The organism is Allokutzneria oryzae (genome assembly GCF_042429765.1).
Lineage (GTDB): Bacteria > Actinomycetota > Actinomycetes > Mycobacteriales > Pseudonocardiaceae > Allokutzneria > Allokutzneria oryzae.
On sequence record NZ_JBHLZU010000018.1, the window covers coordinates 225,387 to 248,650 of the forward strand.

Annotated in this window: 26 protein-coding genes and 1 tRNA gene; 10 read left to right on the forward strand and 17 right to left on the reverse strand. The window is 70.3% G+C overall.

Going from position 1 to position 23,264, the window contains the following annotated elements:
* Positions 1–49: 49 nt before the first annotated feature.
* The gene (locus tag ACFFQA_RS20165) at positions 50–583 is read left to right on the forward strand and encodes a CGNR zinc finger domain-containing protein (protein ID WP_377854269.1); all 534 of its coding nucleotides are present in this window, start codon (positions 50–52) and stop codon (positions 581–583) included.
* On the opposite strand, the gene ACFFQA_RS20170 is transcribed toward ACFFQA_RS20165, so the two are convergent.
* Positions 565–1,338, reverse strand: a complete 774-nt coding sequence (locus ACFFQA_RS20170) for an MBL fold metallo-hydrolase (protein WP_377855912.1) — start codon at positions 1,336–1,338, stop codon at positions 565–567. The genes ACFFQA_RS20165 and ACFFQA_RS20170 overlap by 19 nt on opposite strands.
* A gap of 79 nt (positions 1,339–1,417) precedes the next feature.
* Positions 1,418–2,287, reverse strand: a complete 870-nt coding sequence (locus ACFFQA_RS20175; RefSeq protein WP_377854272.1) for an NUDIX hydrolase — start codon at positions 2,285–2,287, stop codon at positions 1,418–1,420.
* A gap of 51 nt (positions 2,288–2,338) precedes the next feature.
* On the opposite strand from ACFFQA_RS20175, the gene ACFFQA_RS20180 reads away from it, so the two are divergent.
* The 3 genes from ACFFQA_RS20180 (at position 2,339) to ACFFQA_RS20190 (ending at position 4,984) form a co-directional block, all read left to right on the forward strand.
* Positions 2,339–2,788 carry a hypothetical protein gene (locus tag ACFFQA_RS20180; RefSeq protein WP_377854275.1) on the forward strand — a complete coding sequence of 150 codons (450 nt, stop codon included), beginning with the start codon at positions 2,339–2,341 and terminating at the stop codon, positions 2,786–2,788.
* An 18-nt stretch (positions 2,789–2,806) separates the two neighbouring features.
* Positions 2,807–3,697 (forward strand): Gfo/Idh/MocA family protein, encoded by an 891-nt coding sequence (locus ACFFQA_RS20185; RefSeq protein ID WP_377854278.1) that lies wholly within the window; start codon positions 2,807–2,809, stop codon positions 3,695–3,697.
* Positions 3,698–3,772: 75 nt separating this feature from the next.
* Entirely contained in the window at positions 3,773–4,984 is a 1,212-nt protein-coding gene (locus tag ACFFQA_RS20190) for a hypothetical protein (RefSeq protein ID WP_377854281.1), read from the forward strand.
* A gap of 52 nt (positions 4,985–5,036) precedes the next feature.
* Here ACFFQA_RS20190 and ACFFQA_RS20195 read toward each other — a convergent pair whose 3' ends face one another.
* Together ACFFQA_RS20195 and sp36 are read right to left on the reverse strand one after the other, a co-directional pair.
* Complete coding sequence (locus ACFFQA_RS20195; RefSeq protein WP_377854283.1) at positions 5,037–5,495, reverse strand: RidA family protein; 459 nt, start codon at positions 5,493–5,495, stop codon at positions 5,037–5,039.
* A 4-nt stretch (positions 5,496–5,499) separates the two neighbouring features.
* A complete protein-coding gene (gene sp36 / locus ACFFQA_RS20200; RefSeq protein ID WP_086823907.1) occupies positions 5,500–5,658 on the reverse strand; it encodes a Sp36 family protein in 159 nt (52 codons plus the stop codon).
* Between the two features lie 43 nt (positions 5,659–5,701).
* On the opposite strand from sp36, the gene ACFFQA_RS20205 reads away from it, so the two are divergent.
* From ACFFQA_RS20205 to bagB, 3 genes are read left to right on the forward strand one after another with little or no spacing between them, the layout of a single operon-like run.
* Positions 5,702–5,953: a hypothetical protein gene (locus ACFFQA_RS20205; RefSeq protein WP_377854286.1), complete on the forward strand. Its 252-nt coding sequence runs from the start codon at positions 5,702–5,704 to the stop codon at positions 5,951–5,953.
* 39 nt (positions 5,954–5,992) lie between these two features.
* The gene (bagA, locus tag ACFFQA_RS20210) at positions 5,993–6,994 is read left to right on the forward strand and encodes an ATPase BagA (protein ID WP_377854289.1); all 1,002 of its coding nucleotides are present in this window, start codon (positions 5,993–5,995) and stop codon (positions 6,992–6,994) included.
* Positions 6,991–8,127, forward strand: a complete 1,137-nt coding sequence (bagB, locus tag ACFFQA_RS20215; RefSeq protein WP_377854292.1) for an ATPase BagB — start codon at positions 6,991–6,993, stop codon at positions 8,125–8,127. Before bagA ends, bagB begins: the two co-directional genes overlap by 4 nt.
* Before the next feature lie 185 nt (positions 8,128–8,312).
* Here the strand turns inward: bagB and ACFFQA_RS20220 are convergent, their stop codons facing one another.
* Positions 8,313–8,594, reverse strand: coding sequence for a WhiB family transcriptional regulator (locus ACFFQA_RS20220; RefSeq protein ID WP_377855915.1), 282 nt, complete (start codon positions 8,592–8,594; stop codon positions 8,313–8,315).
* 238 nt (positions 8,595–8,832) lie between these two features.
* On the opposite strand from ACFFQA_RS20220, the gene ACFFQA_RS20225 reads away from it, so the two are divergent.
* Complete coding sequence (locus tag ACFFQA_RS20225; RefSeq protein WP_377854295.1) at positions 8,833–11,226, forward strand: penicillin-binding protein; 2,394 nt, start codon at positions 8,833–8,835, stop codon at positions 11,224–11,226.
* 92 nt (positions 11,227–11,318) lie between these two features.
* Here the strand turns inward: ACFFQA_RS20225 and ACFFQA_RS20230 are convergent, their stop codons facing one another.
* Positions 11,319–11,789: a GatB/YqeY domain-containing protein gene (locus ACFFQA_RS20230; protein ID WP_377854297.1), complete on the reverse strand. Its 471-nt coding sequence runs from the start codon at positions 11,787–11,789 to the stop codon at positions 11,319–11,321.
* 44 nt (positions 11,790–11,833) lie between these two features.
* On the opposite strand from ACFFQA_RS20230, the gene ACFFQA_RS20235 reads away from it, so the two are divergent.
* Entirely contained in the window at positions 11,834–12,835 is a 1,002-nt protein-coding gene (locus ACFFQA_RS20235) for a metallophosphoesterase (protein WP_377854300.1), read from the forward strand.
* Between the two features lie 18 nt (positions 12,836–12,853).
* Positions 12,854–12,927, forward strand: a tRNA-Pro gene (locus ACFFQA_RS20240).
* Positions 12,928–13,038: 111 nt separating this feature from the next.
* Here ACFFQA_RS20240 and ACFFQA_RS20245 read toward each other — a convergent pair.
* The 11 genes from ACFFQA_RS20245 to ACFFQA_RS20295 form a co-directional block, all read right to left on the reverse strand.
* Positions 13,039–14,544 (reverse strand): LacI family DNA-binding transcriptional regulator, encoded by a 1,506-nt coding sequence (locus ACFFQA_RS20245; protein ID WP_377854302.1) that lies wholly within the window; start codon positions 14,542–14,544, stop codon positions 13,039–13,041.
* 630 nt (positions 14,545–15,174) lie between these two features.
* The gene (locus tag ACFFQA_RS20250; protein WP_377854304.1) at positions 15,175–16,803 is read right to left on the reverse strand and encodes a hypothetical protein; all 1,629 of its coding nucleotides are present in this window, start codon (positions 16,801–16,803) and stop codon (positions 15,175–15,177) included.
* Positions 16,800–17,849 carry a bifunctional DNA primase/polymerase gene (locus ACFFQA_RS20255; protein WP_377854306.1) on the reverse strand — a complete coding sequence of 350 codons (1,050 nt, stop codon included), beginning with the start codon at positions 17,847–17,849 and terminating at the stop codon, positions 16,800–16,802. Before ACFFQA_RS20255 ends, ACFFQA_RS20250 begins: the two co-directional genes overlap by 4 nt.
* Positions 17,850–18,083: 234 nt before the next feature.
* Positions 18,084–18,251, reverse strand: coding sequence for a hypothetical protein (locus tag ACFFQA_RS20260; protein WP_377854309.1), 168 nt, complete (start codon positions 18,249–18,251; stop codon positions 18,084–18,086).
* Positions 18,252–18,291: 40 nt separating this feature from the next.
* A complete protein-coding gene (locus ACFFQA_RS20265) occupies positions 18,292–18,576 on the reverse strand; it encodes a hypothetical protein (protein WP_377854311.1) in 285 nt (94 codons plus the stop codon).
* A complete protein-coding gene (locus ACFFQA_RS20270; protein WP_377854314.1) occupies positions 18,573–18,836 on the reverse strand; it encodes a hypothetical protein in 264 nt (87 codons plus the stop codon). Before ACFFQA_RS20270 ends, ACFFQA_RS20265 begins: the two co-directional genes overlap by 4 nt.
* Positions 18,837–18,931: 95 nt before the next feature.
* Positions 18,932–19,201, reverse strand: coding sequence for a hypothetical protein (locus tag ACFFQA_RS20275; RefSeq protein WP_377854317.1), 270 nt, complete (start codon positions 19,199–19,201; stop codon positions 18,932–18,934).
* A gap of 235 nt (positions 19,202–19,436) precedes the next feature.
* Positions 19,437–21,656: a zonular occludens toxin domain-containing protein gene (locus tag ACFFQA_RS20280; RefSeq protein WP_377854320.1), complete on the reverse strand. Its 2,220-nt coding sequence runs from the start codon at positions 21,654–21,656 to the stop codon at positions 19,437–19,439.
* Positions 21,653–21,946: a hypothetical protein gene (locus tag ACFFQA_RS20285; RefSeq protein WP_377854323.1), complete on the reverse strand. Its 294-nt coding sequence runs from the start codon at positions 21,944–21,946 to the stop codon at positions 21,653–21,655. The genes ACFFQA_RS20280 and ACFFQA_RS20285 overlap by 4 nt, the downstream gene beginning before the upstream one ends.
* 116 nt (positions 21,947–22,062) lie before the next feature.
* On the reverse strand, positions 22,063–22,269 hold the full coding sequence (locus ACFFQA_RS20290; protein ID WP_377854326.1) for a hypothetical protein: 207 nt from the start codon (positions 22,267–22,269) through the stop codon (positions 22,063–22,065).
* Positions 22,266–23,258 (reverse strand): hypothetical protein, encoded by a 993-nt coding sequence (locus tag ACFFQA_RS20295; RefSeq protein WP_377854329.1) that lies wholly within the window; start codon positions 23,256–23,258, stop codon positions 22,266–22,268. The genes ACFFQA_RS20290 and ACFFQA_RS20295 overlap by 4 nt, the downstream gene beginning before the upstream one ends.
* Between the last annotated feature and the right edge of the window lie 6 nt (positions 23,259–23,264).

The following is a 23,264-nucleotide window of genomic DNA, read 5'->3' on the forward strand; positions in this document are numbered from 1 at the left end:
TTGTCGGTAACGAGCGAGGCGCTACCAGTCAACGCCTACACTGGTAAACATGGGCGCGCGCAGTGCGGCACCGAACGCGTTGGAGCAGGTCAGGAAGTTCCTCAACACCTGGAGAATCCCCAACGACACCCGCGTGGTCACCGACCTGCTACCGGAGCTGATCAAGGACGACGGTGCCTGGCAGGACGAGCTGCCGGGGGTGACGGGACCGCGCACGCTGCCGGAGCTCACCCGGCTGCGCGAGGAGCTGCGGGGCGCGCTCGGTCAGGCTCGACCGGATCTCGCCGAGCTGTTGCGGCAGCACCCGGTGGTCGCGGTGATCGGGTCCGAGGAGGCCGGGCAGCCGCCGATCACCCACGTTCCGCTGCGGGCGGGCGCGGCGGGCGTGCTGACCGGTGTCGTGGTCGACGCGCTCGCGCTGGGACTCTGGGACCGGTTGAAGGCCTGCCCGGACTGCAAGTGGGTCTTCTACGACCACAGTCGCAACGGCAGCCGGACGTGGTGCGGGATGTACGCCGAGAGCCCGCAGGGACGGGCCTGCGGCAGCATCGCGAAGATGCGCGCTTACCGGGCTCGCAAGTAGTCCAGCTGCGCGCGGACCGACATCTCCGCCGCCCACCACAGGGACTGGTCCACCTCGGCGTAGACCAGCTCGACCACCTGGCGCGCGGTCGCGTCCGCGCCGAGGGTCTCCAGGGCACCGCGAACCTGTTCGAGCCGCTGGACCCGGTGCGCGAGGTACTGCTCGGCGACCGGGACGACGTCGGGGAGCTCCGGGCCGTGGCCGGGGAAGGCCGGGGTGCCCTTCGGCAGCTTGGCGAGCTTGCGCAACGAGTCGAGGTACGGCGCGAGGCTGCCCTCAGGGTGCGCGACCACGGTGGTGCCGCGACCGAGGATGGTGTCGCCGGTGAACACGGCGTCCTCGACGAGCAGGCACAGCGAGTCGGCGGTGTGACCAGGCGTCGCGACGACCTTGATGTCGAGTCCGGCCGCGTGCACGGTCTCGCCGTCGGCCAGCGGTCCGGCGCGCAGGCACAGCTCCGGGTCGATGGCCCGGATCGGCGCGCCGACCAGCTCGGCCAGCCGGCTCGCGCCGTCGCTGTGGTCGCCGTGGAAGTGGGTGAGCACGATCAGCTCGACCGGGCCGTGCTCGGCGATGCGGCCGAGGTGCCCGTCATCGGCGGGACCGGGGTCCACCACGACGCACGACTCGGAGCCCGGCGCGCGCAGCAACCAGGTGTTGGTGCCCTCCAGGGTCATGCCCGAGGGGTTGTCGGCCAACAGCACCGAGGCGTACGGGGTGACCGCACGCAGCTCGCCGTACGCGGGATGGCTGATCACCGCTTCAGACTAGGGGCGGTCGGGCCCACCCGAAGTGTGACGAACATCGGATCGGCAGAGGGCGCCCAAGGCCGGGTCAGCGCTCGATCCGGTCACCGGGCCGGGCGTCGACGTGCCCGGGGGCGGCGTCGTAGCGCGGGTCGCCCGGCAGCACCGCGCGGATCACCGAGCCGTCCCGGACCACCCTCGGGATGATCTTGCTGATCTGCCGGTCGGCGGTCAGCGCCGACGCGACGCTGGCGTGCTCGGCGAGCTCGGCCAGGGTCATCCAGGTCGGCGGCAGCAGCCCCCGCCGCCCCTCGCGCCACGCGGTGAGCGCGTCGGCGGGGGTGTTCCACTCCACGTCCTCCGCCTCGGTGGTGACGCCGTCGGCCCGCTGGCCCTCCGGCAGCGCGGCCACGAAGAAGCGCGTGTCGTGGCGGCGGGGCTCGTCGACCGGGGTCACCCAGTTCGCCCACGGCCGCAGCAGGTCGGCGCGCAGCACGAGCCCTTCCTCGGCGAGGAACTGGGCGAGCGAGACCTGCCTGCCCACGAGCGCTGCCCTGGACTCCGCGTACCGGCTGGTGTCGCCGACCACGCTGTCACCGTCGGGGCCCGCGAGCAGCACGCCCGCCTCCTCGAAGGTCTCCCGCACGGCAGCGCACACCAGGGCCCGCGCCATCTCCGGCTCGCAGCCGAACTGGCGCGCCCACCACGCGGGCTCCGGCCCGGCCCACGCCACCGAGGTGTCCGCGTCGCGCCGGTCAAGCCCGCCGCCGGGGAAGGCGGTCATCCCGCCCGCGAAGGCCATGCCGACCACGCGCCGCAGCAGGAAGACCTCGATGCCCGACGGAGCGTCCCGCAGCAGCACCACGGTCGCCGAGTCCTTCGGCGTGACGGGAACGGCGGGCGGGCTGTCCGCGACGTAGTCCTTGGGCAGGGTGAGTTCCTCGGGCAGCTTGGGCATCCCAGCAGCCTAGAACGGCGGGGGCGGAAAAGGCTCGGGCAGGATTGCGCCATGGCTGACCAGGAGCCCGCCCAGGTGTCCGTCGCACGCCCCGCCCGGCCCGCCGCCTTCGGCTGCCTCGCCAACGTCGTGTCGGTGATCCTCGGCGCCCTCATCGGCACCGTGATGACCGTGGTCGCGGGTGTGCTGTTGTTCCTGCCGAGCACGAGCACGGTCGCGGTGCACGACGCCCCGGCGGAGGTCGCGGCGCCCAACGGCTACGACGGGTACGCGGCGGCGGTGAAGCGGACCTCGCGCGTCTTCGGCGGGGACTCGGTGGCCGTGTGGCTCGGTCGCCGCAGTGGCGGGGACGTCACTCGCGGTCACGTAGTCGAGGTCTCGCCCGGCTGGGGTCCGGAGTCGGGTCTGCGGGTGGAATGGCTGGCAGACGCGGCTGTTCTGCGCTTCACCGCGGGCGTGGAGGTCCGGGTTCCGGTTCGCGTGTTCAGGGACACGCGGTGACCGGGCAGGATTAGCCGGATGGAAGCACAACTCCGGACCGGCCTGGTCGGCGCGGGGCCCTGGGCCCGCGCGGTGCACGCGCCACGACTCGCCGACCATCCGGGCATCCGGCTCACCTCGGTCCACACCCGCCGCGCCGAGGCGGGGCGGGAGCTCGCGAGCCCCTACTGCGCCGAGGCGTACGACGACTTCGACCAGTTTCTGTCCACTGTGGATGCGGTCGCGTTCGCGGTCCCGCCCGAGGTCCAGGGCGAGCTGGCGCTGCGCGCGGTGAACGCGGGCAAGCACGTGATCCTGGAGAAGCCGATCGCGGGCTCCCTTGAGCAGGCCAAGCGCCTCGCCGACGCCGTCGAGGGCGCCGGGGTCGCGTCGCTGGTCGTGCTGACGAGACGGTTCGCCGCCGAGACCCAGGAGTGGCTCGCCGGCATCGCCCGCGCGGGCACCTGGACCGGCGGCTCGGCGAAGTGGTTCTCCGGCGCCCTGCTCGGCGGGGACTACTCGAACTCGGCGTGGCGGCACAGCGGGGGCGCGCTCGCCGACATCGGCCCGCACATGTTCGACCTGCTCGACGCGACCCTCGGTGAGATCAGCGAAGTGCTTGCGGCCAAACACGAATCCACCACTGATCTGTGGCACGTGATGTTCGGCCACGCGACCGGAGCGGTCAGCACGGCGAGCTTGTCGATGCGGATGCCGGTCCGGCCGACGCTGTGGCAGATCTCGGTCTTCGGCGAGCACGGCTACCGCGAGCTGGCCACCAACAACTCGACCGGAGCGGACTGCTACACCGCGTTGCTCGACGACTTCCTCGCGATGATCCACAGTGGAACGTCGTCGCACCCGTGCGACGTCCACAGGGGCCTGCACCTGCAGCGGTTGCTGCACGAGGTGCGTCACCGGGCCGAGTGAGCCAGGTAACGGATCGATCCCGTCAGCGATTTACAAGCACGAAGAGGCACTTGCAACCGTCCACAAGGGAGCATCGTGACTCCGCCCCACATCGAGTTCTACACGCTCGCCTTCAGCACTGACGACGAGACGCTGCAGGACTCGTTCGACGATCCGGCCGCCGCAACGGACTGGCTGCGGCGGGCGCTCGCGGAACCGTTACCCACCGATCCCGGTGACGCGCGGCAGCACCACACCCGCATCGGCACCGCGGCGCGCATGCTGCGCAGGCTCGACATCGCCGAGCAGCACCTGGCGAGCGCACTGCTGCTGGCATCGGAACACGGCCGCGACGAGGAAGCGGTCTTCGCCAGGATCCGCCTCGCGCACGTGTTGCAGTGGCAGGGCCGCTTCGACGAGGCGATCGTGGAGTTCGACCGCTGCATCGAGGAAAGCGGTCGCATCGGCAGCCTCAGCTCACGGAAGTACTTCGCTTTCCAGCACGCGGGGAAATGCCACTACGACGCGGGGAACTGGGAGGTCGCCCGCGGTCACTTCGCGATGGCGCTGCGGCTGCGGCTGGCCTCCGACGCAGACCCGGAGCTGATCGCGTCCTCCAGCCAGGCTCTCAACGCCGCCGACGCGTGCTTCACCGGGCGGCTCGCCGCGCAGGAGCTCGACCGGCTGGTGCCCGCGGCGCACGCCCGGCTGAGCGACCTTCCCGCTCGCGCCGAACTGCTCGTGGATCTGCGCGGTCCGCTCGCAGACGGTGTGGTGCCGATGGCGCTCGTGCGCGCGGTGCACCGCTACGTGCCGAAGCTGGACGCGGCGCTCGAAACGCTCGTCGGAGACGGCTGGCTGCTGCGGCGCGGGGACGGCGTCGCGATGACGCCGCGATCCCGCGAGCTGCTCGCGGAGGTCTCCGAGCGGCTCGACGCGGCGGCGACCGAGCTGTGGGGCGAGCCGGAGGAGCTGCTGGCCATGGCGCAGCTGGTGGTCGAGCGCGCCACGGGCACGTCGGCCGGGGTGGTCTTCGACGCGCTCGCCGCCCGGCCGCCGGTGGGCTCGGTCGCGGGCAGGCTGCTCGACCGGCTGAGCGCGTTGCGGTACCACCGGGCCGACGCGCACGCCGCGGCCTGGCAGGCGGAGGGCCTGACCGCCGACGGCGTGCGCGCGCTGCGCGACAGCGACCCGGTGCGCAGGCGGATCGAGGCAGCTACCGGCCGTGTGGCAGCGCGGCCGTACCGCAGGATCGAGCCGGAGCAGCGCGCGCGGTTGATCGCGGCGTTGCACACGCTCCCGTCCTGAAACGGCGAAGGCGGCGCCGGGACGATCCGGCGCCGCCATCGTCGTGTCCGGGTCAGGCGACCTCGACGATCAGCTCCACCTCGACCGGGGCGCCCAGCGGCAGCTCGGCGACGCCGACCGCGGACCGGGCGTGCGCGCCCGCCTCGCCGAAGACCTCGGCGAACAGCTCGGACGCGCCGTTGATCACGGCGGGCTGGCCGGTGAAGCCCTCGGCGGAGGCCACGAAGCCCACCACCTTGACGATCTTCACGATGGCGTCGACGCCGACGAGCGCGTCAACGGCGGCCAGCGCGTTGAGCGCGCACAGCCGGGCGTGCTCCTTGGCCTCCTCGGGGCCGACCTCCGCGCCGACCTTGCCGGTCGCGGCGAGAGCGCCGTCGACGAACGGCAGCTGGCCGGAGGTGAACACGTGCGAGCCGGTGCGCACCGCGGGCACGTACGCGGCCACCGGGGCCGCCACCACCGGCAGTTCGAGGCCCAGGTCGGCCAGGCGCTGCTTCCAGTCAGCCACTTCTCTACTCGCCCTTCGGTCGCTTCAGGTAGGCGACGTGCTGCTCGCCGCTCGGGTTCGGCAGGACCGTCACCAGTTCCCAGCCGTCAACGCCCCACTGATCCAGGATCTGCTTCGTGGCGTGGATCAGCAGTGGGACGGTCGCGTACTCCCACTTCGTCATGGAACGCAGCCTAACGGGGTGCCGCGACCGCTACGGTGGGCGCGTGGAAACCTGGCGGATGATCGCGACCGGTGTGTTCGGTCTTGGCGGGCTGGTGCTGGTGCTCGTCGCGATGGCGCAGGTGCGTGACCGCAAACACAGCACCCGCGCCCAGGTGACGCAGACCGGCCTGATCTCGCTCGCCGTGCTGTCGGTGCTCACCGCGCTGGTGGCGACCGTGCTGCCGGAGACCATCGCGTGGGCGCTCGTCGCCTTCGTCGCGTTGATCGTGTTGACGCTCACCATGGTCGGCTGAGCACGGGCAGGGCACCGGAAGCGCGCTTACGCTGATCGTGTGAGTAGCTCCGCCCAGTGGACCGATGAGCTCAGCCGTGCCCGGTTGCACGTGGTCACCGGCAAGGGCGGCACCGGCAAGACGACGGTGGCCGCCGCGCTCGCGCTGGCCCTGGCCTCCGGTGGCAGGCGGGTGCTGCTGGTCGAGGTCGAGGGCAGGCAGGGCATCGCCCAGGTCTTCGACACCGCACCGCTGCCCTACTCCGAGGAGCGCATCGCCGCGGCGCCCGGCGGCGGCGAGGTCCGCGCGCTGGCGGTCGACGCCGAGGCGGCGCTGCTGGAGTACCTGTCGATGTTCTACAACCTGGGCTTCGCCGGTCGCACGCTGCGCAAGATGGGCGCCATCGAGTTCGCGACGACGCTCGCTCCCGGCCTGCGCGACGTGCTGCTCACCGGCAAGGTCAAGGAGTGCGTGCGGCGCACCGACTCCGGCGGCAGGCACGTCTACGACGCGGTGGTGCTCGACGCCCCGCCGACCGGCCGCGTTGTCAAGTTCCTCGACGTCACCAAGGCCATGGCGGACCTGGCCAAGGTCGGTCCGATCCGTTCGCAGAGCGACGGCGTTGTCCGGCTGCTGCACTCAGGCGACACCGCGGTGCACCTGGTCACGCTGCTGGAGGAGATGCCCGTCCGGGAGACCCTGGACGCGGTCGCCGAGCTCGACGCGGCCGACCTGCGGCCGGGCGCGGTGATCACCAACCGGGTGCGCCCGCCCCGGCTGCCCGCGCGGTCGGTGAACGCGGCGGCCGACGGGCGGGTGGACGCCGACCGGGTGCGCACGGGCCTGGTCGCCGCCGGGCTGGACCTGGACTCCGACGTGCTGGAGGGGCTGGTGGAGGAGACGGTGGAACACGCGATCCGGGTCCAGGCGGAGCAACGCGCCCGCGCCGACCTGGGCACCGCCGACCTGCCCGCGCTGGAGCTGCCGGAGCTGACCGACGCCGTGGACACCGGCGCGCTCTACGAACTGGCCGAGCTGCTCGGCGAGCAGGGAGTGCGGTGAACGCGCGAACCCGTCCGCCCCTGCTGGACATCGACAAGCTGATCGACGACCCGGACACCAGGATCCTGGTGTGCTGCGGCTCCGGCGGAGTCGGCAAGACCACCACCGCCGCGGCGCTCGCCCTGCGCGCGGCGGGCCGGGGCAGGCGCGTGGTCGTGCTGACCATCGACCCCGCGCGCAGGCTCGCGCAGTCGCTGGGGCTCAGCGAGCTGAGCAACCACCCGCGCGTGGTCGACCTCGGCGAGACCAGCGGCGGCGAGCTGCACGCGATGATGCTGGACATGCGCCGGACCTTCGACGACATGGTGCTGGCGCACGCCGGAGGCCAACGGGCGCAACAGATCCTGGGAAATCCCTTCTACCAGACCATTTCCTCGTCGTTCTCCGGGACGCAGGAGTACATGGCGATGGAGAAGCTCGGCCAGCTCGTGCACGACGACCAGTGGGACCTCGTCGTCGTGGACACCCCGCCGAGCCGGTCAGCGCTGGACTTCCTCGACGCGCCGCAGCGGCTGTCCACGGTGCTCGACGGCAAGATCATCCGCATGTTGTCCGCACCGGCGCGCGCGGGCGGGCTGGGGCTCAAACGGTTGGTGGGTGCGGGTTTCGGACTTTTCACCAAGGCCGTCTCCACGATCATCGGCGGCCAGCTGCTCGCCGACGCCTCCGCGTTCGTCCAGGCCTTCGACAGCATGTTCGGCGGGTTCCGCCAGCGGGCGCAGGCGACCTACGACCTGCTGCGCTCACCGGGCACCGCGTTCCTGGTGATCGCCGCGCCGGAGCCGGACGCGCTGCGCGAGGCGTCCTACTTCGTCGACCGGCTCGGTGGTGACGAGATGCCGTTGGCGGGGCTCGTGGTCAACCGCACGCACCCCGTGCTCGCCGAGCTTCCCGCCACCAGGGCGCTGGCCGCGGCGGAGGACCTGGAGCGAGCCGGGACGGCACCGCTGGCGAGCGCGGTGCTGCGGCTGCACGCGGACCGGGTCGCCGCGGCGGACCGCGAGAAGCGGATGCTCGCGCGATTCACCAAGGCGCATCCGGCTGTCGCCCTGGTCGGGGTCCCCGCGCTGCCCTCCGACGTGCACGACCTCGACGGACTGCGCGAGATCGGCCACCGGCTGGCGGGCGAGTGACCCCGATCAGGGCAATGGTTTGCGGGCCTGTGTGAGGGGTCTCGTTCGATGAGAGTCGAGATTCAGGTCGTTCCTGGCAAGACGACGGGGAGGGCGCGTACCGGTGTTGTACGCGGCCTTCGCGTCGGCGCGGCCAGGGGCGGGCTGGGCTCGGCTATCGCGAACACGGGCCCCTCGCACAGGCCCTAGCTCACCTGACGTTCGCGGCGAGCCTCGTCGAGCAGGTCCACCCACGAGTCGACGTCCGGGCGACGACGCAGCAGTGCGCGACGCTCCCGTTCCGTCATCCCGCCCCAGACACCGAACTCGATGCGGTTGTCGAGCGCTTCGGCGAGGCATTCCGTGCGCACCGGGCAGCCCATGCAGACCGTCTTGGCCTTGCGCTGCTCCGCGCCTCGAACGAACAGTTGGTCCGGGTCCTCGTCGCGACACGACGCGTAGACCCGCCAGTCCCCCTGGCTGAACATCATGTTCCCCCAGCTCCCTAACCGTCGTCGCGACCTACTCGCCACCCCCCGGTGCCGAGCCGCAAACCGACGTGTCACAGAGACATAACACGTTGTCCGGTTCGCCGTCGTGAGACGTTGACGGACTGTAGAGGCTCCCGGTTCCCCGTCCAAGAGGCGTTTGCCCACCCGTTATCTGACATCACCGGAACGTGTTCGCGGTCACTACTCCATCCGGGCCGCGCGTACATTGACGGACGTGCGTGTTCGCCGTGCGGTACTCAAGCTCGTCGGCCTCTGCGTCCTGGCGGGTGTGCTGCTGGCCGGAATGATGTTCCCCGCGGTCGGGGCCATCGGCGTGGTGTCCAACCGGGCCAGCGACACCGTGGACAGCACCTCGTCGGACCTGGTGCAGAAGGACCCGCCGCTGCTCACCACGATCCTGGACACCAGCGGCAACCCGCTCGCGCACCTGTTCGACCAGTACCGGGTGCTGGTGGCGCCCGACAAGATCGCCACCACCATGAAGGCCGCCATCGTGGCCATCGAGGACCAGCGCTTCTACGAGCACCAGGGCGTCGACTGGCGCTCGGCCATGCGCGCGCTGATCACCAACACCATCCAGGGCAAGGTCGCGCAGGGCGGCTCGACGCTGACCCAGCAGTACGTGAAGAACTACCTCATGCACGTCGTGGCGACCTCCAAGGCCGAGCAGGCCAAGGCGCAGGAGCAGTCGCCGGCGCGCAAGCTGCGCGAGCTGCGGATCGCGCTCCAGCTGGAGAACAAGCTCAGCAAGGACGAGATCCTCACCCGCTACCTGAACACCGTGCCCTTCGGCAACGGCGCGTACGGCATCGCCGCGGCGGCGAAGACCTACTTCGACACCACGCCGGACAAGCTCACCGTGGCCCAGGCCGCCCTGCTCGCGGGCATCGTCAACGAGCCGAGCGGCCTGAACCCGGGGCGGCATCCGGAACGCGCGCTCGCCAGGCGCAACGTCGTCATCGACGAGATGGCCAAGCAGAACCGCATCCCCAAGGACGTCGCCGAGGCGGAGAAGAAGACCCAGCTCGGCACGCGGCCGGACATCGGCGCGCCGCCCAACGGCTGCATCGGCACCGGCGACGCGGGCTACTTCTGCGACTACGTGCTCAAGTACCTGGAGGCCGCGGGCTTCTCGCGGGAGAACCTGCGCAGGGGCGGCTACACGATCAAGACGACGCTGGACCGCGACGCGCTGACCAAGGCCAAGGCCGCGGTGGACGGCGAGGTCCCGCCGGACACCGACCACGTGGCCAACGCGATGGCGATCGTCAAGCCCGGCAAGGACAAGCACCGCGTCGTCGCCATCACCGCCAACCGCAAGTACGGCCTGGACCGGGACGAGCACGAGACCACGCTCGGGCTGCCCTACGCGATGCAGAACCTGGGCGCCGGTTCGATCTACAAGATCTTCACCGCCGCCGCGGCCCTGGAGAAGGGCATGGGGATCAACAACTCGATCTCCGTGCCGGGGACCTACGTCTCCGACGTCTTCAAGGGCGGTGCGGCGAGCTGCCCCGGTCCCGCGGGGGCGAAGAAGTACTGCGTGCAGAACGCGGGCAAGTACCCGGACCGGATGACCCTCCAGGACGCGCTCGCGCAGTCGCCGAACACTGGTTTCGTGCAGTTGCTCGAACGCACATCGGTGTCCTCCGCAGTGGACATGGCCGTGCGGCTCGGACTGCGCTCGCTGGGCACCGTGCCCGCGGCCGAGGACCCGAAGAAGCGGCCGATCGGCAAGTTCTTCGCCGAGCAGAACCTCGGCTCGTTCACCCTCGGCCCGACGCCGACCAGCACGCTGGAGCTCGCAAACGTCGGCGCGACGCTGGCCAGCGAGGGCACCTGGTGCCCGCCGAGTCCGATCGAGCAGGTGCTCGACCGCAACGGCCGCCCGGTTGCGCTGCGCGAGGACTCCTGCGAGCAGGTGGTGCCCGCCGGGCTGGCCAACGCGATGACCGTGGGCCTGAGCAAGGACGCGATCTCCGGAACGGCCAAGGACGCGGCCCGGGCGTTCGGGTGGAACCGGCCGGTGGCGGGCAAGACCGGGACCACCCAGGAGCACAAGTCCTCGGGCTTCTTCGGCTACACCCCGCAGCTGGCGGGCGCGGTGTTCACCTTCGACGACTCACCCGCGCCGAAGACGCTGTGCGACCCGGCCGGCAACGCGCCGCCGCGGCCCTGCAGCTCCGGAACCTTCATCTACGGCGGCAAGTCGCCCGCGCGCACCTGGTTCGCGGCGATGAACGGGATCGGCGCGGCGCCGGGGATCATGACCGACATGGACGTGGCGAAGCTGCCGGACGTCGAGGACCGCTACGCCGAGGGCGGCAGCGAGGCGAAGGTGCCCAACGTCGTCGGGCTCAGCGAGGGCTTCGCCCGCGTCAAGCTGGAGGACGCGGGCTACCAGGTCTCCACGTCCAGCAAGGACAGCCTCAAGCCCAAGGGCACGGTGCTCGGCCAGACCCCGCGTGGGGCCGCGCTGCCCGGCGAGACGATCTCACTGGTCGTGAGCAACGGCGTCGCCCCCACAACCACCACGGAACCGCCCACCCCCACTCCAGGCGCCCCGACACCACCGGACGAGACCGGCGGCCCCGCCCCACCCGGCTGACCGAGCTGCCCCACCTGCCATTCGCGGGCTTATGGACCTCTTCGGAGCTCTGGAGGCGTCCATAAGCCCGCGAATGGCGGAGATGGGGAAGGTCAGGGGGTGAGGGCGGACTTGACAAGGGCGGCTACGCGGCCGCCTTCGGCGCGGCCTGCGACCTTCGCGTTGGCGGCCTTCATGACCAGGCCCATCTGCTTCGGGCTCGGGGTGCTGCCGACCTGGGCGGCGACCTCCTCGACGGCCTCGCGGACCACGGCGGCCAGCTCGGCGTCGTCGAGCTGCTTGGGCAGGTAGGCGGAGAGCACCTCGCCCTCGGCGCGCTCCTTGGCGGCCAGCTCGTCACGCCCGGCGGCGGCGAACGCCTCGGCGGCCTCCTTGCGCTTCTTCGCCTCACGGGCGAGCACCTTGAGCACCTCGTCGTCGGTGAGCTCCCGGGACTCCTTGCCCGCGACCTCCTCGACGCCGATCGCGGCCAGCGCCATCCGCAGGGTGTCCAGCACCATCGTGTCGCGTGCCTTGAGCGCCACCGTGAGATCGGACTTCAGCCGTGCCTTCAGCTCTGCCATGGCAGGGAGATTACCCGCGGTGAAGGTGCTCACCCGTTCCGGCGATGAACGGGCCGCGCACGGGATTCCGTAGGCTCGGGCAGGTGAACACGTTCGGTCGGATTCTGCTGGGAACGACGGCGCTGGGCGCCGCGACGGTCGGCTACGCCGCGGGCATCGAGCGCCTGCGTTTCACCCTGCGGCACGCGACACTGCCGGTGCTGCCGGAGAACGCGCGGCCACTGCGCATCCTGCACGTCTCCGACCTGCACATGACGCCCAACCAGACCAAGAAGCAGCGCTGGGTGGCCGAGCTGGCCAGGCTCGAACCGGACCTGGTGATCAACACCGGCGACAACCTCGCGCACGCCAAGGCGGTCCCGGCGGTCATGCGCGCGCTCGGCCCGCTGCTGGACTTCCCCGGCATGTTCGTCTTCGGCAGCAACGACTACTACGCGCCGAAGCCGAAGAACCCTGCCCGCTACCTGCTCCCCGCGCACAAGGCGAAGCGCATCCACGGCACCCAGCTGCCGTGGCGGGACCTGCGCGCGGCCATGACCGAGCGCGGCTGGCAGGACCTGACCCACCTGCGGCACACCGCGACTGTGGCAGGAGTCACGGTCACGGCGGCCGGCGTGGACGACCCGCACCTGAAGCGGGACCGCTACGACGAGATCGCCGGGCGCCCCGGCCCGCAGACCCAGCTGAGCATCGGCGTCACGCACTCCCCGGAGCCGCGCATCCTCGACGCGTTCGCGCAGGACGGATACGACCTGGTCCTGGCCGGTCACACCCACGGCGGCCAGCTCTGCGTCCCGTTCTACGGCGCGCTGGTGACCAACTGCGGCCTCGACCGCAAGCGGGTGAAGGGCGCGTCCCGGTGGGGCGAGCGGACGTGGCTGCACGTCTCGGCGGGCCTCGGCACCTCCCCCTACGCCCCCGTCCGCTTCGCCTGCCCGCCGGAGGCGAGCCTGTTGACGCTGGTCCCGCGCTCGCAGGAGGTCTCGGCGACGGGTTCGGATGCACAAGCACCCACCCGATTCGGAGCTGGAGCGGAGATGAGATAGGCTTCCTCTCGTTCCACTCGGGGTGTGGCGCAGCTTGGTAGCGCGCTTCGTTCGGGACGAAGAGGTCGCAGGTTCAAATCCTGTCACCCCGACAAGTAAAAACCCAGGTCAGGCCCTGTCCACAGTAGACGTGGACAGGGCCTGATTTGCGTCTCGGGGTCGTTCTGGGAGAAATCTGGGAGAACTTCTCCCCGATTGCCCGGTCACGTCGCCCGTAGGAGCTCGTTCAGCACATGCACAGGCGACGCGGGGTGCATCCGCCTGCGAGCCTCCAAAGCGGCCTCCCAGACCTCGGTCAGGCCATCCAGGAGCGCTTGGCGCATCGCAGCGGTCACGTGCGTGTAGCGCCCTTGAACCGAGCCATCTTCGTGCCCCATCCGCTCATCGATCAGTACGCCCGGCATCCCCAGCTCCACCAGCAACGTCCTGTGCGTGTGGCGTAGCCCGTGCGGTGTCAGCCGCGGTGCGATCGGAAGCCAGCACGCATCGGCACGCCCCGGCGCGTTCCGCCCGCGAACCGGTATACCCGGCCACGGTTCACCGAGGATCGGCACCGGTCGCGCAGGCGAGGGCGCCTTGCTCGGGTACCAGCCCGTTGCTGCTGGCCGGAAAAGCCACGTGGCGAATCCGTTCCGGCGCCAGTGCGCAGCGAGCTGCGCGGGCGCTCCCCCTCGTACGTAGCCAAGTTCAGCAATGGCGGCCTCGACCTCGGCCGCGGTTGTCGTCGCGACGGTGCCCGTGCGGTTGAGCACCGCCGACACCGTGCCGACCGAAACCCCGGCGCGCCGGGCGACATCGACCAGCTTCGCGCCGACCTTGCGGACCGACCCATTCGCGCCGCGGTGACCGCTGAACACGTAGCGCCGCTCGTGACATGAGCACGGTTGCGGCGCCTTAGCTGCCAGGTGTGCCGCCAGCAGCCTCGAATGCCACTCTGGGATGTCGAGCGTCCGGTACGAATCGTCCTTGGGCGGGCAGCGGTGCAGAACGCCTGTGTCCAACTCGTAGAGCTGCGACTCAATCCGGATGCTGGCCGTGTTCACGTACGGGACTTCGAGCCCGACCAGTTCGCCCCAGCGCATCGCGGTGAATCCCTTGGTGACGATCGCGACAAATTCGTCATCCCGTCCGGACAGCAGGGCGGCGCGTTCCGCGATCAGGAGAATCCCGAGCGCGGTGGTGATGGCCTTCTCAGGTCCCCGACTCCGTGAGCGTCCCGCCCGCTTGCCACGCCCACGTCGCTTAGTCGCGGGGTTGAATTCGGCGAGCCCTTCCTCGAAGGCGTCTTCGAGGATCAGGTGCAGCGTGCCGCGCCATGTCTTGATGCTTGATTCACTGTAGCCAGCCTCCCGCTTCGATCTCTCCCAGTCGGCAATCTGCTGCTTGTCAATGTCGCGGATGATGAAGTTCTCGAAGGTGGGCAACAAGTGCTCTTCGATGTGTCTCCGGTAGTTTTGCATCGTTGAGGCAGCGAGATCCTGATTCGAATACCACCGATTAACATAGACCCCGAAGAGTTCATCTTCCTTCGCAGCCTTACGATTGCCATTACGGATTTCAGCCTCGGCCTCGTTGGCTGCGTTCTCGGCATCTCGCTTCTTGGCAAAGCGGATGGTGTTTCCGTCTCCATCCGCGACGGTGCCATACTTTCCCGGCGCGATCTTGTATCGCCCACGCCAGTAGGTCCCGCGCTTTTCCGCATAACCCATGAAGATGCTCCGTAAAGACAAAGCGCCCGCCGCAGCCAAGAGCTGCGGCGGGCGCGATTTTTCGTCAGGCTACGTCCTGCTGTGCGCGCGCTATGCGTGCGCGCCTCGGACTACGTGCCCGCAGCCTCGCGACAGGGGCGACCGCGTGATGGCGCCTGCTGGCTTCCTTCGTTGACGTGCCGCTTGCAGGAACAGGTTGGTCAACCGGTCGTTTCTCGAAGATCACGACGATTGCCGCAACGTGCTCATCCGTGAACAGGTAGCGCCCGCCGATCCAGCTAAAGGGGATTCTTCGTTTGCGTGCCTGCTCTTTGATCCACCACTCCGAGCAGCCGAGACGTGTCGCGACTTCGTTCGGGCGGTACAGGGTCGACCCCTGCCCGCTGGGCGGCGTTCGGGTTGCCGCCGCTCGGTTGCTGGTCATTCGCACCTCCTGTTCGCGCCCCGGCGGGGGCTGCTGGTGGTCGCGCTCTGCGGCGCGAGACGTGGGCGTGCGGGGATGCGGGTTCCAAACCCGCAAACCCGGTTGATCATGGTTTCGGGGCCGTGAACTGCGGGGACGTGCGCCGGGTTTGGCTGGCGGCCAAACCCGGCGCAAACCCGCGCCAAACCCGGCAAACCCGCGCGCGGCTAGGCGAGGGGCTGCTGGACGGGCTCCTGGGTGGTCTCGTCGGCGTCGCCCGGCTCGGCCTGTTCGACCCAGAAGACCTTGGAGTTGGCGCGGCGGTCGTGGGCGGAGCGCAGGACGTAGTCGCCGTGCCAGCGGCCGACGTGGGCGGTGAGCAGGCGTCCGAGGGACTTGACGGAGACGGCGCGGCCGTCGTCGTCGGTGAAGAAGTTGCCGTCCCATTGGGAGGGCTCGAATGTGTAGGTCTCGTGCACTCTCTTGCTAGGCTTCTTGTCGTCCTTGAACAGCCCGCGCCATTGGGCGAGGAATGCCACCCAGTCGGCGTTTTCGTCGTCGGCCTGGCGCAACTCGTCAAGGTTGTCGAGAAAGCCCTCGATGCCGTGGTGGGCGAGCAGTCCGCCGGTGGCCTGCGCCCACGTGGTGAACTGCCGCATCGTGTGCTCGCTTTTCGGCGCACCTGCGGCGATCCAGTCCATGACGAGCACGAGCAGGTGCCGCAGAACCGTTGCCCTGTTTTGCGGTTCGCGGAGCCAGGCATCCAAGTGCGGGATGCCGAAACCGGATTGGTCGCGCTGGTCGGGGTGGGGCATGTCCGGGTCGAGGCGAATGAGGACGGTGCGGGTGGCCATGTCCCCGCCCAGCCGGATGTTGTTGCCCGTGGCGAGCCACAGTCGATCGTTTTTCGCGGTGAACCCGGCACCGCTGGAGCCGAGCATGCGCGCGGACCATTCCGGCGACGTCAGGAGTTGCGCGAGCACCGGCGAGGAGACTTCGGAGCCCTCTTTGAGGTTGTCCCACAACATCACCGGTGACGGCGAGTGCAGGGCGCTGGTGATGGCCTTTTCAAGTTCGGCGTCATCACCCGAGCGCCAGGTGAGAATTTTGGAGCCGTAGACGTGGCCAGGGATTTCCGCCAACAGCGTCTTGCCGGATGACTGCGTGGTCGCGGAGATCAAGCCGAACGGAATCAGACTGTTCAGCATCGGCCGCAGGATCGGCGCGACCAGCAAGCCGCCGTGGTTGGCGCGGTCGGCGGGCGCGACGAAGGGGAAGTCGCGCAGCAACCGGCCGAGAATGAACTCCCGTGCTTCGTGGACCTGGTCGGCGGTGGGCTTGGTGGGAATGGTGGGCATGTCGGTTCCCGGGGCGTAGTAGAGCGCGGTCGTGGGGTCGTAGCCCTGCGTCTGGAGTAGTGACCCGTCGGGGCGCAGGACAGGGGCGGTGACGATCCCGGCGAGCGGTCGCACGTCCGGCCAGTACTTTTGCGAGAGCACCGCCGCGAGCGCGGCTTTGGTGGGCGAGCCCTCCACGCGCCTGGGCGGCAACGGTTTGCCGTTGTCGTCCTTTCCGGCGTCGCGGAGCCGGTAGCAGAAGGTGTGGTGTGCCAGCAGCGCCGAGAGCGCCGCGGCGGTGAGCGGTTCGGCGGCGACGGTGCCGTTGTCCTGACCGGAGATCCGCGTCAGGTGCACCAGGGCGCCGCTGGCGACGTAGGTGTCGGGCAGCGCCCCCTCGGCCAACGTCTTGGTGAGGACACGGATGGACTCGGCTTCGCCGCCGAGGTGGATCGCGGGCCGGTCGGCGGGCAGTTCGTCCTCGGCCAGCGGCGGCGGGCTGTCACGGATCGCGGTCATGCGGCGGCCTCCAGATCAGGCGCGGGCCATGGGCTGCGCATCCCGGAGGCCAGGGCGTAGCGGATCTCTCCGGCGGGCAGGCGGGCGGCGCGGGCGGCCTCGGCGAGCGCGGCCTGGACGGTGTCGGCGTCGATCCATCCGGCCTCGACCATCCCGGCCAACCGGGACGCGCTGCGGAACAACTTCGCGTTACGTCCGCTGTTCGGGCTCATCCCGGCCAGCTCCACGCACGCCGAGCGCAACGCGCTGGCCGCGTACCGGCCCGCGCGGTCGCTGCGGATGGCGACCGGGGTCGCCGAAACCGCCGGCGGTTTCGCTGGGGTGGCGTGGCGGTCGTGGCCGGTGGCGACCAGGCGCTCGATCTGCCACGGCGCGAGCGCGTCCGGCGTGGTGGTTGAGGACACCCGTTCGTAGAGCCCGGATGGGGTGCGGGAGCCCGGGATGACGACGTAGCCCGCGTGGGCCTTGATGTCGACCTGCCAGGCCAGGCCGGAGCGGACGCGGCCGTCGCGGATGCTCTTGCCGACGCTGCTGGACTTCCACCGGCCGACCTCGGCGGCGTAGATCAGGTGCAGCCCGCCGGACGGCGTGGCGACGGTGAGCGTCGCGTCGGTGTCGAGCCCGGCGCCGTGCAGCGCGGCCAGCGTCGCGTAGCACTCCACCCCGTCAACGGGCAGCGGCGTGCTGGTCGGCCAGTCCAAGCCGTGCAGCGGCTGAGCGGGCGCCGTGCCGCCGTGGGCATCCAGGTCGAACCCGAGCAGACCGGAGGCGCCGAGGGACAAGCCCCACACCGGCGAGAGCCGTGCGCGAGCCCACCGGCGGATCACGTCCGGGGCGTTGGTGGCGGCCCACACGCCGTGGCACAGCGCACCGTCACCGCGCGCCAGGCACGGGCAGACGGTGGCGTGGTGGTCGTCCTTGTGGCAGGTGCGGCAGTTGCCGAGCACGGACTTCTTGTGCGGGTGCAGCGGCAGGACGTGCCAGCCGAGGTTGGCAGCCATCCACAGTGCGACGGTGGCGGCATCCGGCGATCCAGGCACAGGCATGGTCGGCTCCTTCCAAGAGTGCGTGGGCAGGGGGCGACGCGAGCGCCAGAAGGCCCCACCACCCGCGCCGGGGGTAGTGGGGCCTGCTCGTGCACGGTCGTGGTGGTCTGGTGGCCAGGAGTGGTTATTCCTGGTCGAAGTCCGCCGCTTCGGCGGCCATCTCGTCCATGTGGATCTCGATGTCAGCTTCGTCGAATCCAGTCCAGATGCTCATAGGCGCTTTCCTTCCAGGGCTCACTTGCTGGCCTTCTTGAGTGCCTTGCAGGTCGGGCAGGTCAGGCTCGATCCGAGCCACGAGTAGCCGACGTAGGTCACGCGGGTGATGGTCCGACCGCACGCGGTGCGCGCGGAGCCGTTCCACCAGCTCCGGCTGACCTCGGTGTGGATGATCGGGCGCCCCATGCCGTCCTCCTGTCGATCGGGGCGGTGGTGGTCGGGCGGGTCAGCGGACGCGGTCGCGGCGGCGACGCGCCAGCCGGGCGCCGAGGCGGAGTCGTTCGCCGGTGCCGGAGCAGGCCCGGCACTCGCGGAACCCGCCGAAGACCGGGCTGGCTTGGCGCATCGAGCCGCGGCACGCGCGGCAGACGCGGTACGGGAACGCCGCGCAGATCAGCGGGTAGAGCACGGCCGCGCCGAGCAGCACGACCGTGGCCAGGACCCGCACGGGCGGCGCGACGTCGTTGACGGTCAGCAGCGCCACGGCGCCGAGCACGATCCAGACGATCACGCTGCCGCCTCGATGACCTGCGGCACGTCCTTGGCATCGACGCCGAGCAGCTTGGCGACCTCGCCCGGGTCGGCGGAGTAGAGCCACATCTCGCACTCGTACCGGCCGCAGGTGAGCCCGTACCCGGCGGTGCGGCTGATCTTGCGCAGGCGGCGGGAGCAGCGACCCACGACGCACTTGTTGCGCTTGAAGAACGACGTCAGCTTGGTCTTGGTCTTGGCGGCGGCCTTGTCCGTGAGGCTCTTGAGGATGCTGGACACTGGTGGTGTCCCTCCCGGTTCTGGTTGGGCTGGGGTGGATGGAGAAGGGGCCGTCCGGCGCGCGCTGTGGAAGGTGGAGCGCCGGACGGCCCTGGCTACTTCTTGGCCTTGGCGTTCTTGGCCACGTCCTTGTCCTTGGACTGGGGGAAGGCGACGCGCAGCGCGCCCTCGGCGCGCTGGACGGCCTCGACGTCGGCCGGGTCGCGAGACTTCTTCGCCCGCTTGATCGCGGCGCAGTAGTCGTCCCAGGCGGCGCGCTGCGCCCGGGGAAGCCGTCCGCCGAGGGCCTTGACGTCCTGCATCAGCCGCTCGAACTGGTTGGTCAGCGCGGTCATGACGGTCTTGCTGACGGGCGTGGTACCCATGAAGCAACTCCCAATGTTGTGACGTTGTGTAACTGGATGTGGGCATGGCTCCGCCGGGGCGACGACCCGGAAGGGAGTCGCCTGGCGGGTGCCGGAAGGGCTGTTTTCGGGGGTTTCCGCAGGTCGGCGAAGGTGTCTCCCTGGCCTCCCCGTGGGGGTGTTCGGGCTGTTCAGGTGAGGGAGGGAGCGGGGATCGGGCCGTGAGGGAGAACTCCCTCCCCCACGGCTGACTCCCTCAGTCCTCGACGGTGCCTTCGTCGCCGTCAACGTCCACCAGTTCGTCACGGACAGTGATTGCGTCGGCGACGCGGGCGCGGCGGACGTGCATGATGCCGCCGGACTTGTAGGGGGCGGCGTCGTGCTCGCGCAGGAACTTCGAGAGGTCCTCAGGACCCCAGTCGCGGTAGACGGCGCGGTTGCCTTCGACCAGCTTCTGCAGCACCTCGTGGGTGCGCATGCGCTCCTGGTCGCCGAGCACGGCGAGGATGTCGGCGAGGGTGTCCACCGGCTCGATCGGCTCGCCGCCGGTGATCCCAGCCTGTGCGCGGATCTCCAGCGCCCGCGCGGTGACCCGGTGGGCAACTTCCTGGCTGTTGAAGCAGCAACGCATTAGCCCCGGCTCGGACATGAAGCCCCTGGTCATGGCGGTGCCGACGTCGCCCATGTCCTCGTCGGTCTTCGGCTTCAACCCCACTGCGCTGATGCCGGACTTGTAGGAGCCGGTGCCCAGGACGGCGTCGTTGGAGTGCTGGTCACCGGTCGCGAAGGACGCCTTGTGCGACATGACGGCCATGACCCGCCGGGGCAGGCTGGCGCTGGAGGGTTCTGGCGTCAGCAGAAGGAGCGTGATGCCGTACTTACGGGCGGCGTTGACCAGCTTCACCGTGAGGTCGGCGGCGGCCTCACCGTGGTTCTCGTCCATGTAGAGCGCCTGGCACTCGTCAATGACGATGACCTGCGGCCGGAGCCGAGCGTCCTTGTCGGCGAGCTGACGGTTGTTCGCGCGGGCGTCGTGCTCCTTGAGCGCCCGCCCGCGCACCTCCAGGTCCTCATAGGCCGCGCGCAGGCACGCCATAGCGGCCTTCACCGTGTCCGTGCTGGCACCAGTGACCAGCGTCCGCAGACGCGGGCGCATGGGCTCGTAATCGGCGTTCTGCGCCATCACGAAGACGTCGACCTCGCACGTGGGGTCCAGGATCGCGCCCAGGATCATCGTGATGGCCAGCGTCGACTTGCCCGAGCCCATGATCCCGGCGTAGGCGTGGTTGGCCTCCGACAGGCGACCCTTGACGATGTCGCCCCGGATGTTGAACGCGACCGGGATGGACTCGAAGTAGTTGCCCACGAACGATTCCAGCTTGGCCAGGATCGGCCACTCCGGCACGGGGCCGGTGAGCGCGCCGGGGTTGGCGATCCACAGATCGAGCACGGCGGCCTTGTTGCGCGGCTCGGTCGCCCACACCTCAACGTTTTTGCGCACCAGGTTGTGCGCCAACAGGTCCTTCTTCTTGTTGATGTCCTCGACGCTGGCGCCCTTAGGCAGGCGGATCTGGCAGCGGATGCCCTTGCCGTCGCGGTGCGGTTCCTGCTCCCACACCTGCATCGGGTTCCCCGCACTGGCCCACCCGGCCTTGAACGCGTCGTTCAGACCGCTGATCTTGAGGAACTTCAACGCCTCCAGGATGCTGCCCGCGTCGTGGAAGATCTCCCGCCCCTCGCTCCCATCGGCCACAGTGGACGGAGCCACCCACGCCGGAGGCTCGGTGTAGCGGCGACCGACCGCCCACAGGTAGGCGATCCCGGCGACGGTGCCGCCGGTGAGCAGCAGCGCCCCGTAGGCGGCCAGGAACCACGAGCACCACGAGATCAGGTGGATCACGCCCATGATCGGGTCCAGGACCCGGGCGAGTTCCTTGTCGGCGACGGCGAGGATGATCCCGAGCACCAGCAGCAGCCCGGCCACTGACACGACCGCGACCGCGACCGCTTTCAGCAGGTCCAGGGGGCTGCGGACCCAGTCCATGACCCGGGCGTGCCGGGCCTGCTTCTCCGCGACGTCGCGGGCTTCCCACTCCAGCAGCGCCTCGCGGTCACCGGCCATCTCAGCGGCCTGCATCATCCGCTCATACCGGCTGGCGCCGTGGGTGTCGCGCCACCGGCGGAGCACCACACCCGCGCCCGCGATCGGGTAGAGCACGTGCCGGACCACGGCCTTTCCCGTGGCCCGGGTGCGCTGGTGGGTGACCGCGGTGCGGATGATCCGGCCGGTGACCACCACGTCGTCCCGGTAGCCCCGGTACCGGGCGATGGCTTTGTCCCGCTGGGTGACCAACGCGGTGCCTGGGGTCTCGACGACTGCGCCTTCGACCACCTCACCGGCGCGGTCGGCGTCGCTGGTGAGGTAGTGCACCTGCGCCAAGCCGCTGTTGTCGTTGGGGTTGTTGGTGCTGGTCATGCGCTTGCCTCCTGTCCGGAGTCGGTGGTGGTCGGGGACGTCGAGTCGAGAAACGGCCGGCGGTTTCCGGCCTGCCGCGCCTGGGCGGCTTCGGCCGCCTGGCGGTGCTCGTGCACGGCCCACCGGATCGCCACGGCGACCGACACCACGGCCAGCGCCGGGTGGGTCGTGGCGGACAGCACGAGCGGGACGGCGATTCCGGCCAGCTCACCGGCGTGCCAAACGAGCCAGGCACCGGCCTGGCGGGCCGGTGCCTGGGGGGTGGTCGTGTCGGGGTCAGGGACGGGCATGGTCACCACCTCCGGCGGGTCGGGGACGGTTGGTCATCCGGTGCTCGCTCCTCTGCGCAGAGTCGGAACCGGGGCGAGGTGGGGGCGGCCAGGTTCTGCCGCCCCCACCTGGGGGTTCAGCGGCGGTTGCGGCGCTTGTTGCACGCCGGGCAGTAGCCGTCAGCCGCGGTGGGAGGCCGAGACGCCGGGTCGCACTCACACTTGGCCTGCATGGTTGCCCGGAGCTTCTTGAGGCTGCCGACCGTGGCGTTCAGGTCAGCCACCCTGGCTTCCTGCTCCAGTTGCTTCTTCAGGTGTGCTTGGGCCTTCTGCTCGGTGGTCACCGCGCACCCCCGGACAGCTCGTCGCGGACCGCGCGGGCGTCATCCATGCCGCACCGCAGGACCTTCTGCAGGCGCGTAGCGGACGGCTGGGCAGGCAGCTGCCCGGCGGCGATCAGCCCGCGAGCGTCGGCTACCAACTGGGCGACGACGGCGCTCACCGCGGGGGCTGTTTGCCCAGTACGTAGGGCCGTAGGGGGCGGGGTAGCCCCCGCCGTTCCCGGGGTCGGCAGGCACCCCAGGATCGACCACAGAGCGGGCAGCGTGCGGACCCCGACCACCGCAGCGATCGGGCCGAGTGCGTGCACCAGCAGCGGCAGCACCTCGAAGTGCTTGAACAGCCCCGCGAAGGCGGGCCAGCAGACCAGGGCGAGGATCAGCCCGAGCGCGATCGTCTCCGTGCGGCGCAACGTCTTCCCAGCGGCGCTGGCGGGGTCGACGGGGCGTCCACGCATCGCCGCGTACGCCTGGACCCCGACCGTGGCCAGCAGGGTCAGAGACAGCGACGGCTCGACCGCCCACGCGAACCACGCCCCGGCCTCGCCGGGCTTGATGCCCAGAGCGGTCATGACGGAGTCGCGGACGCCGGAAGCCGACCACGCCAGGCCGAACAACGCCGAGGTCATGGCCAGGACCGTGGTCCACAACCGGACCCGGGCATCGCGCAGCGCCAGCAGCGCCGGGGACTGGGCGGCCTGACGCAGCAGCAGCGCTTCGTGCGCCGCGCGCTGGGCGCGCAGCACGCGCGGCGTGGGCACACTCAGGCGCGGGTCGCCCTCGGCGAGCAGCTCGTGCACGCGGCGGGCTTCGGCCAGCTCGGCGGCCAGGTCCGCCACGTCGCGGGTATGCCCATCGGCCTGGCGACCGCCCCGCGGCTTCGGCATCACCGACCGGGCCTGCTCAGGCTCGACGGTCGGGGTGTGTGCGGCCAGCCACGCCTCGACCTCATCGGCCATCAGCCGCCCGTCTTCCGGCTCCGGGGTCGGGCTCATCGGCAT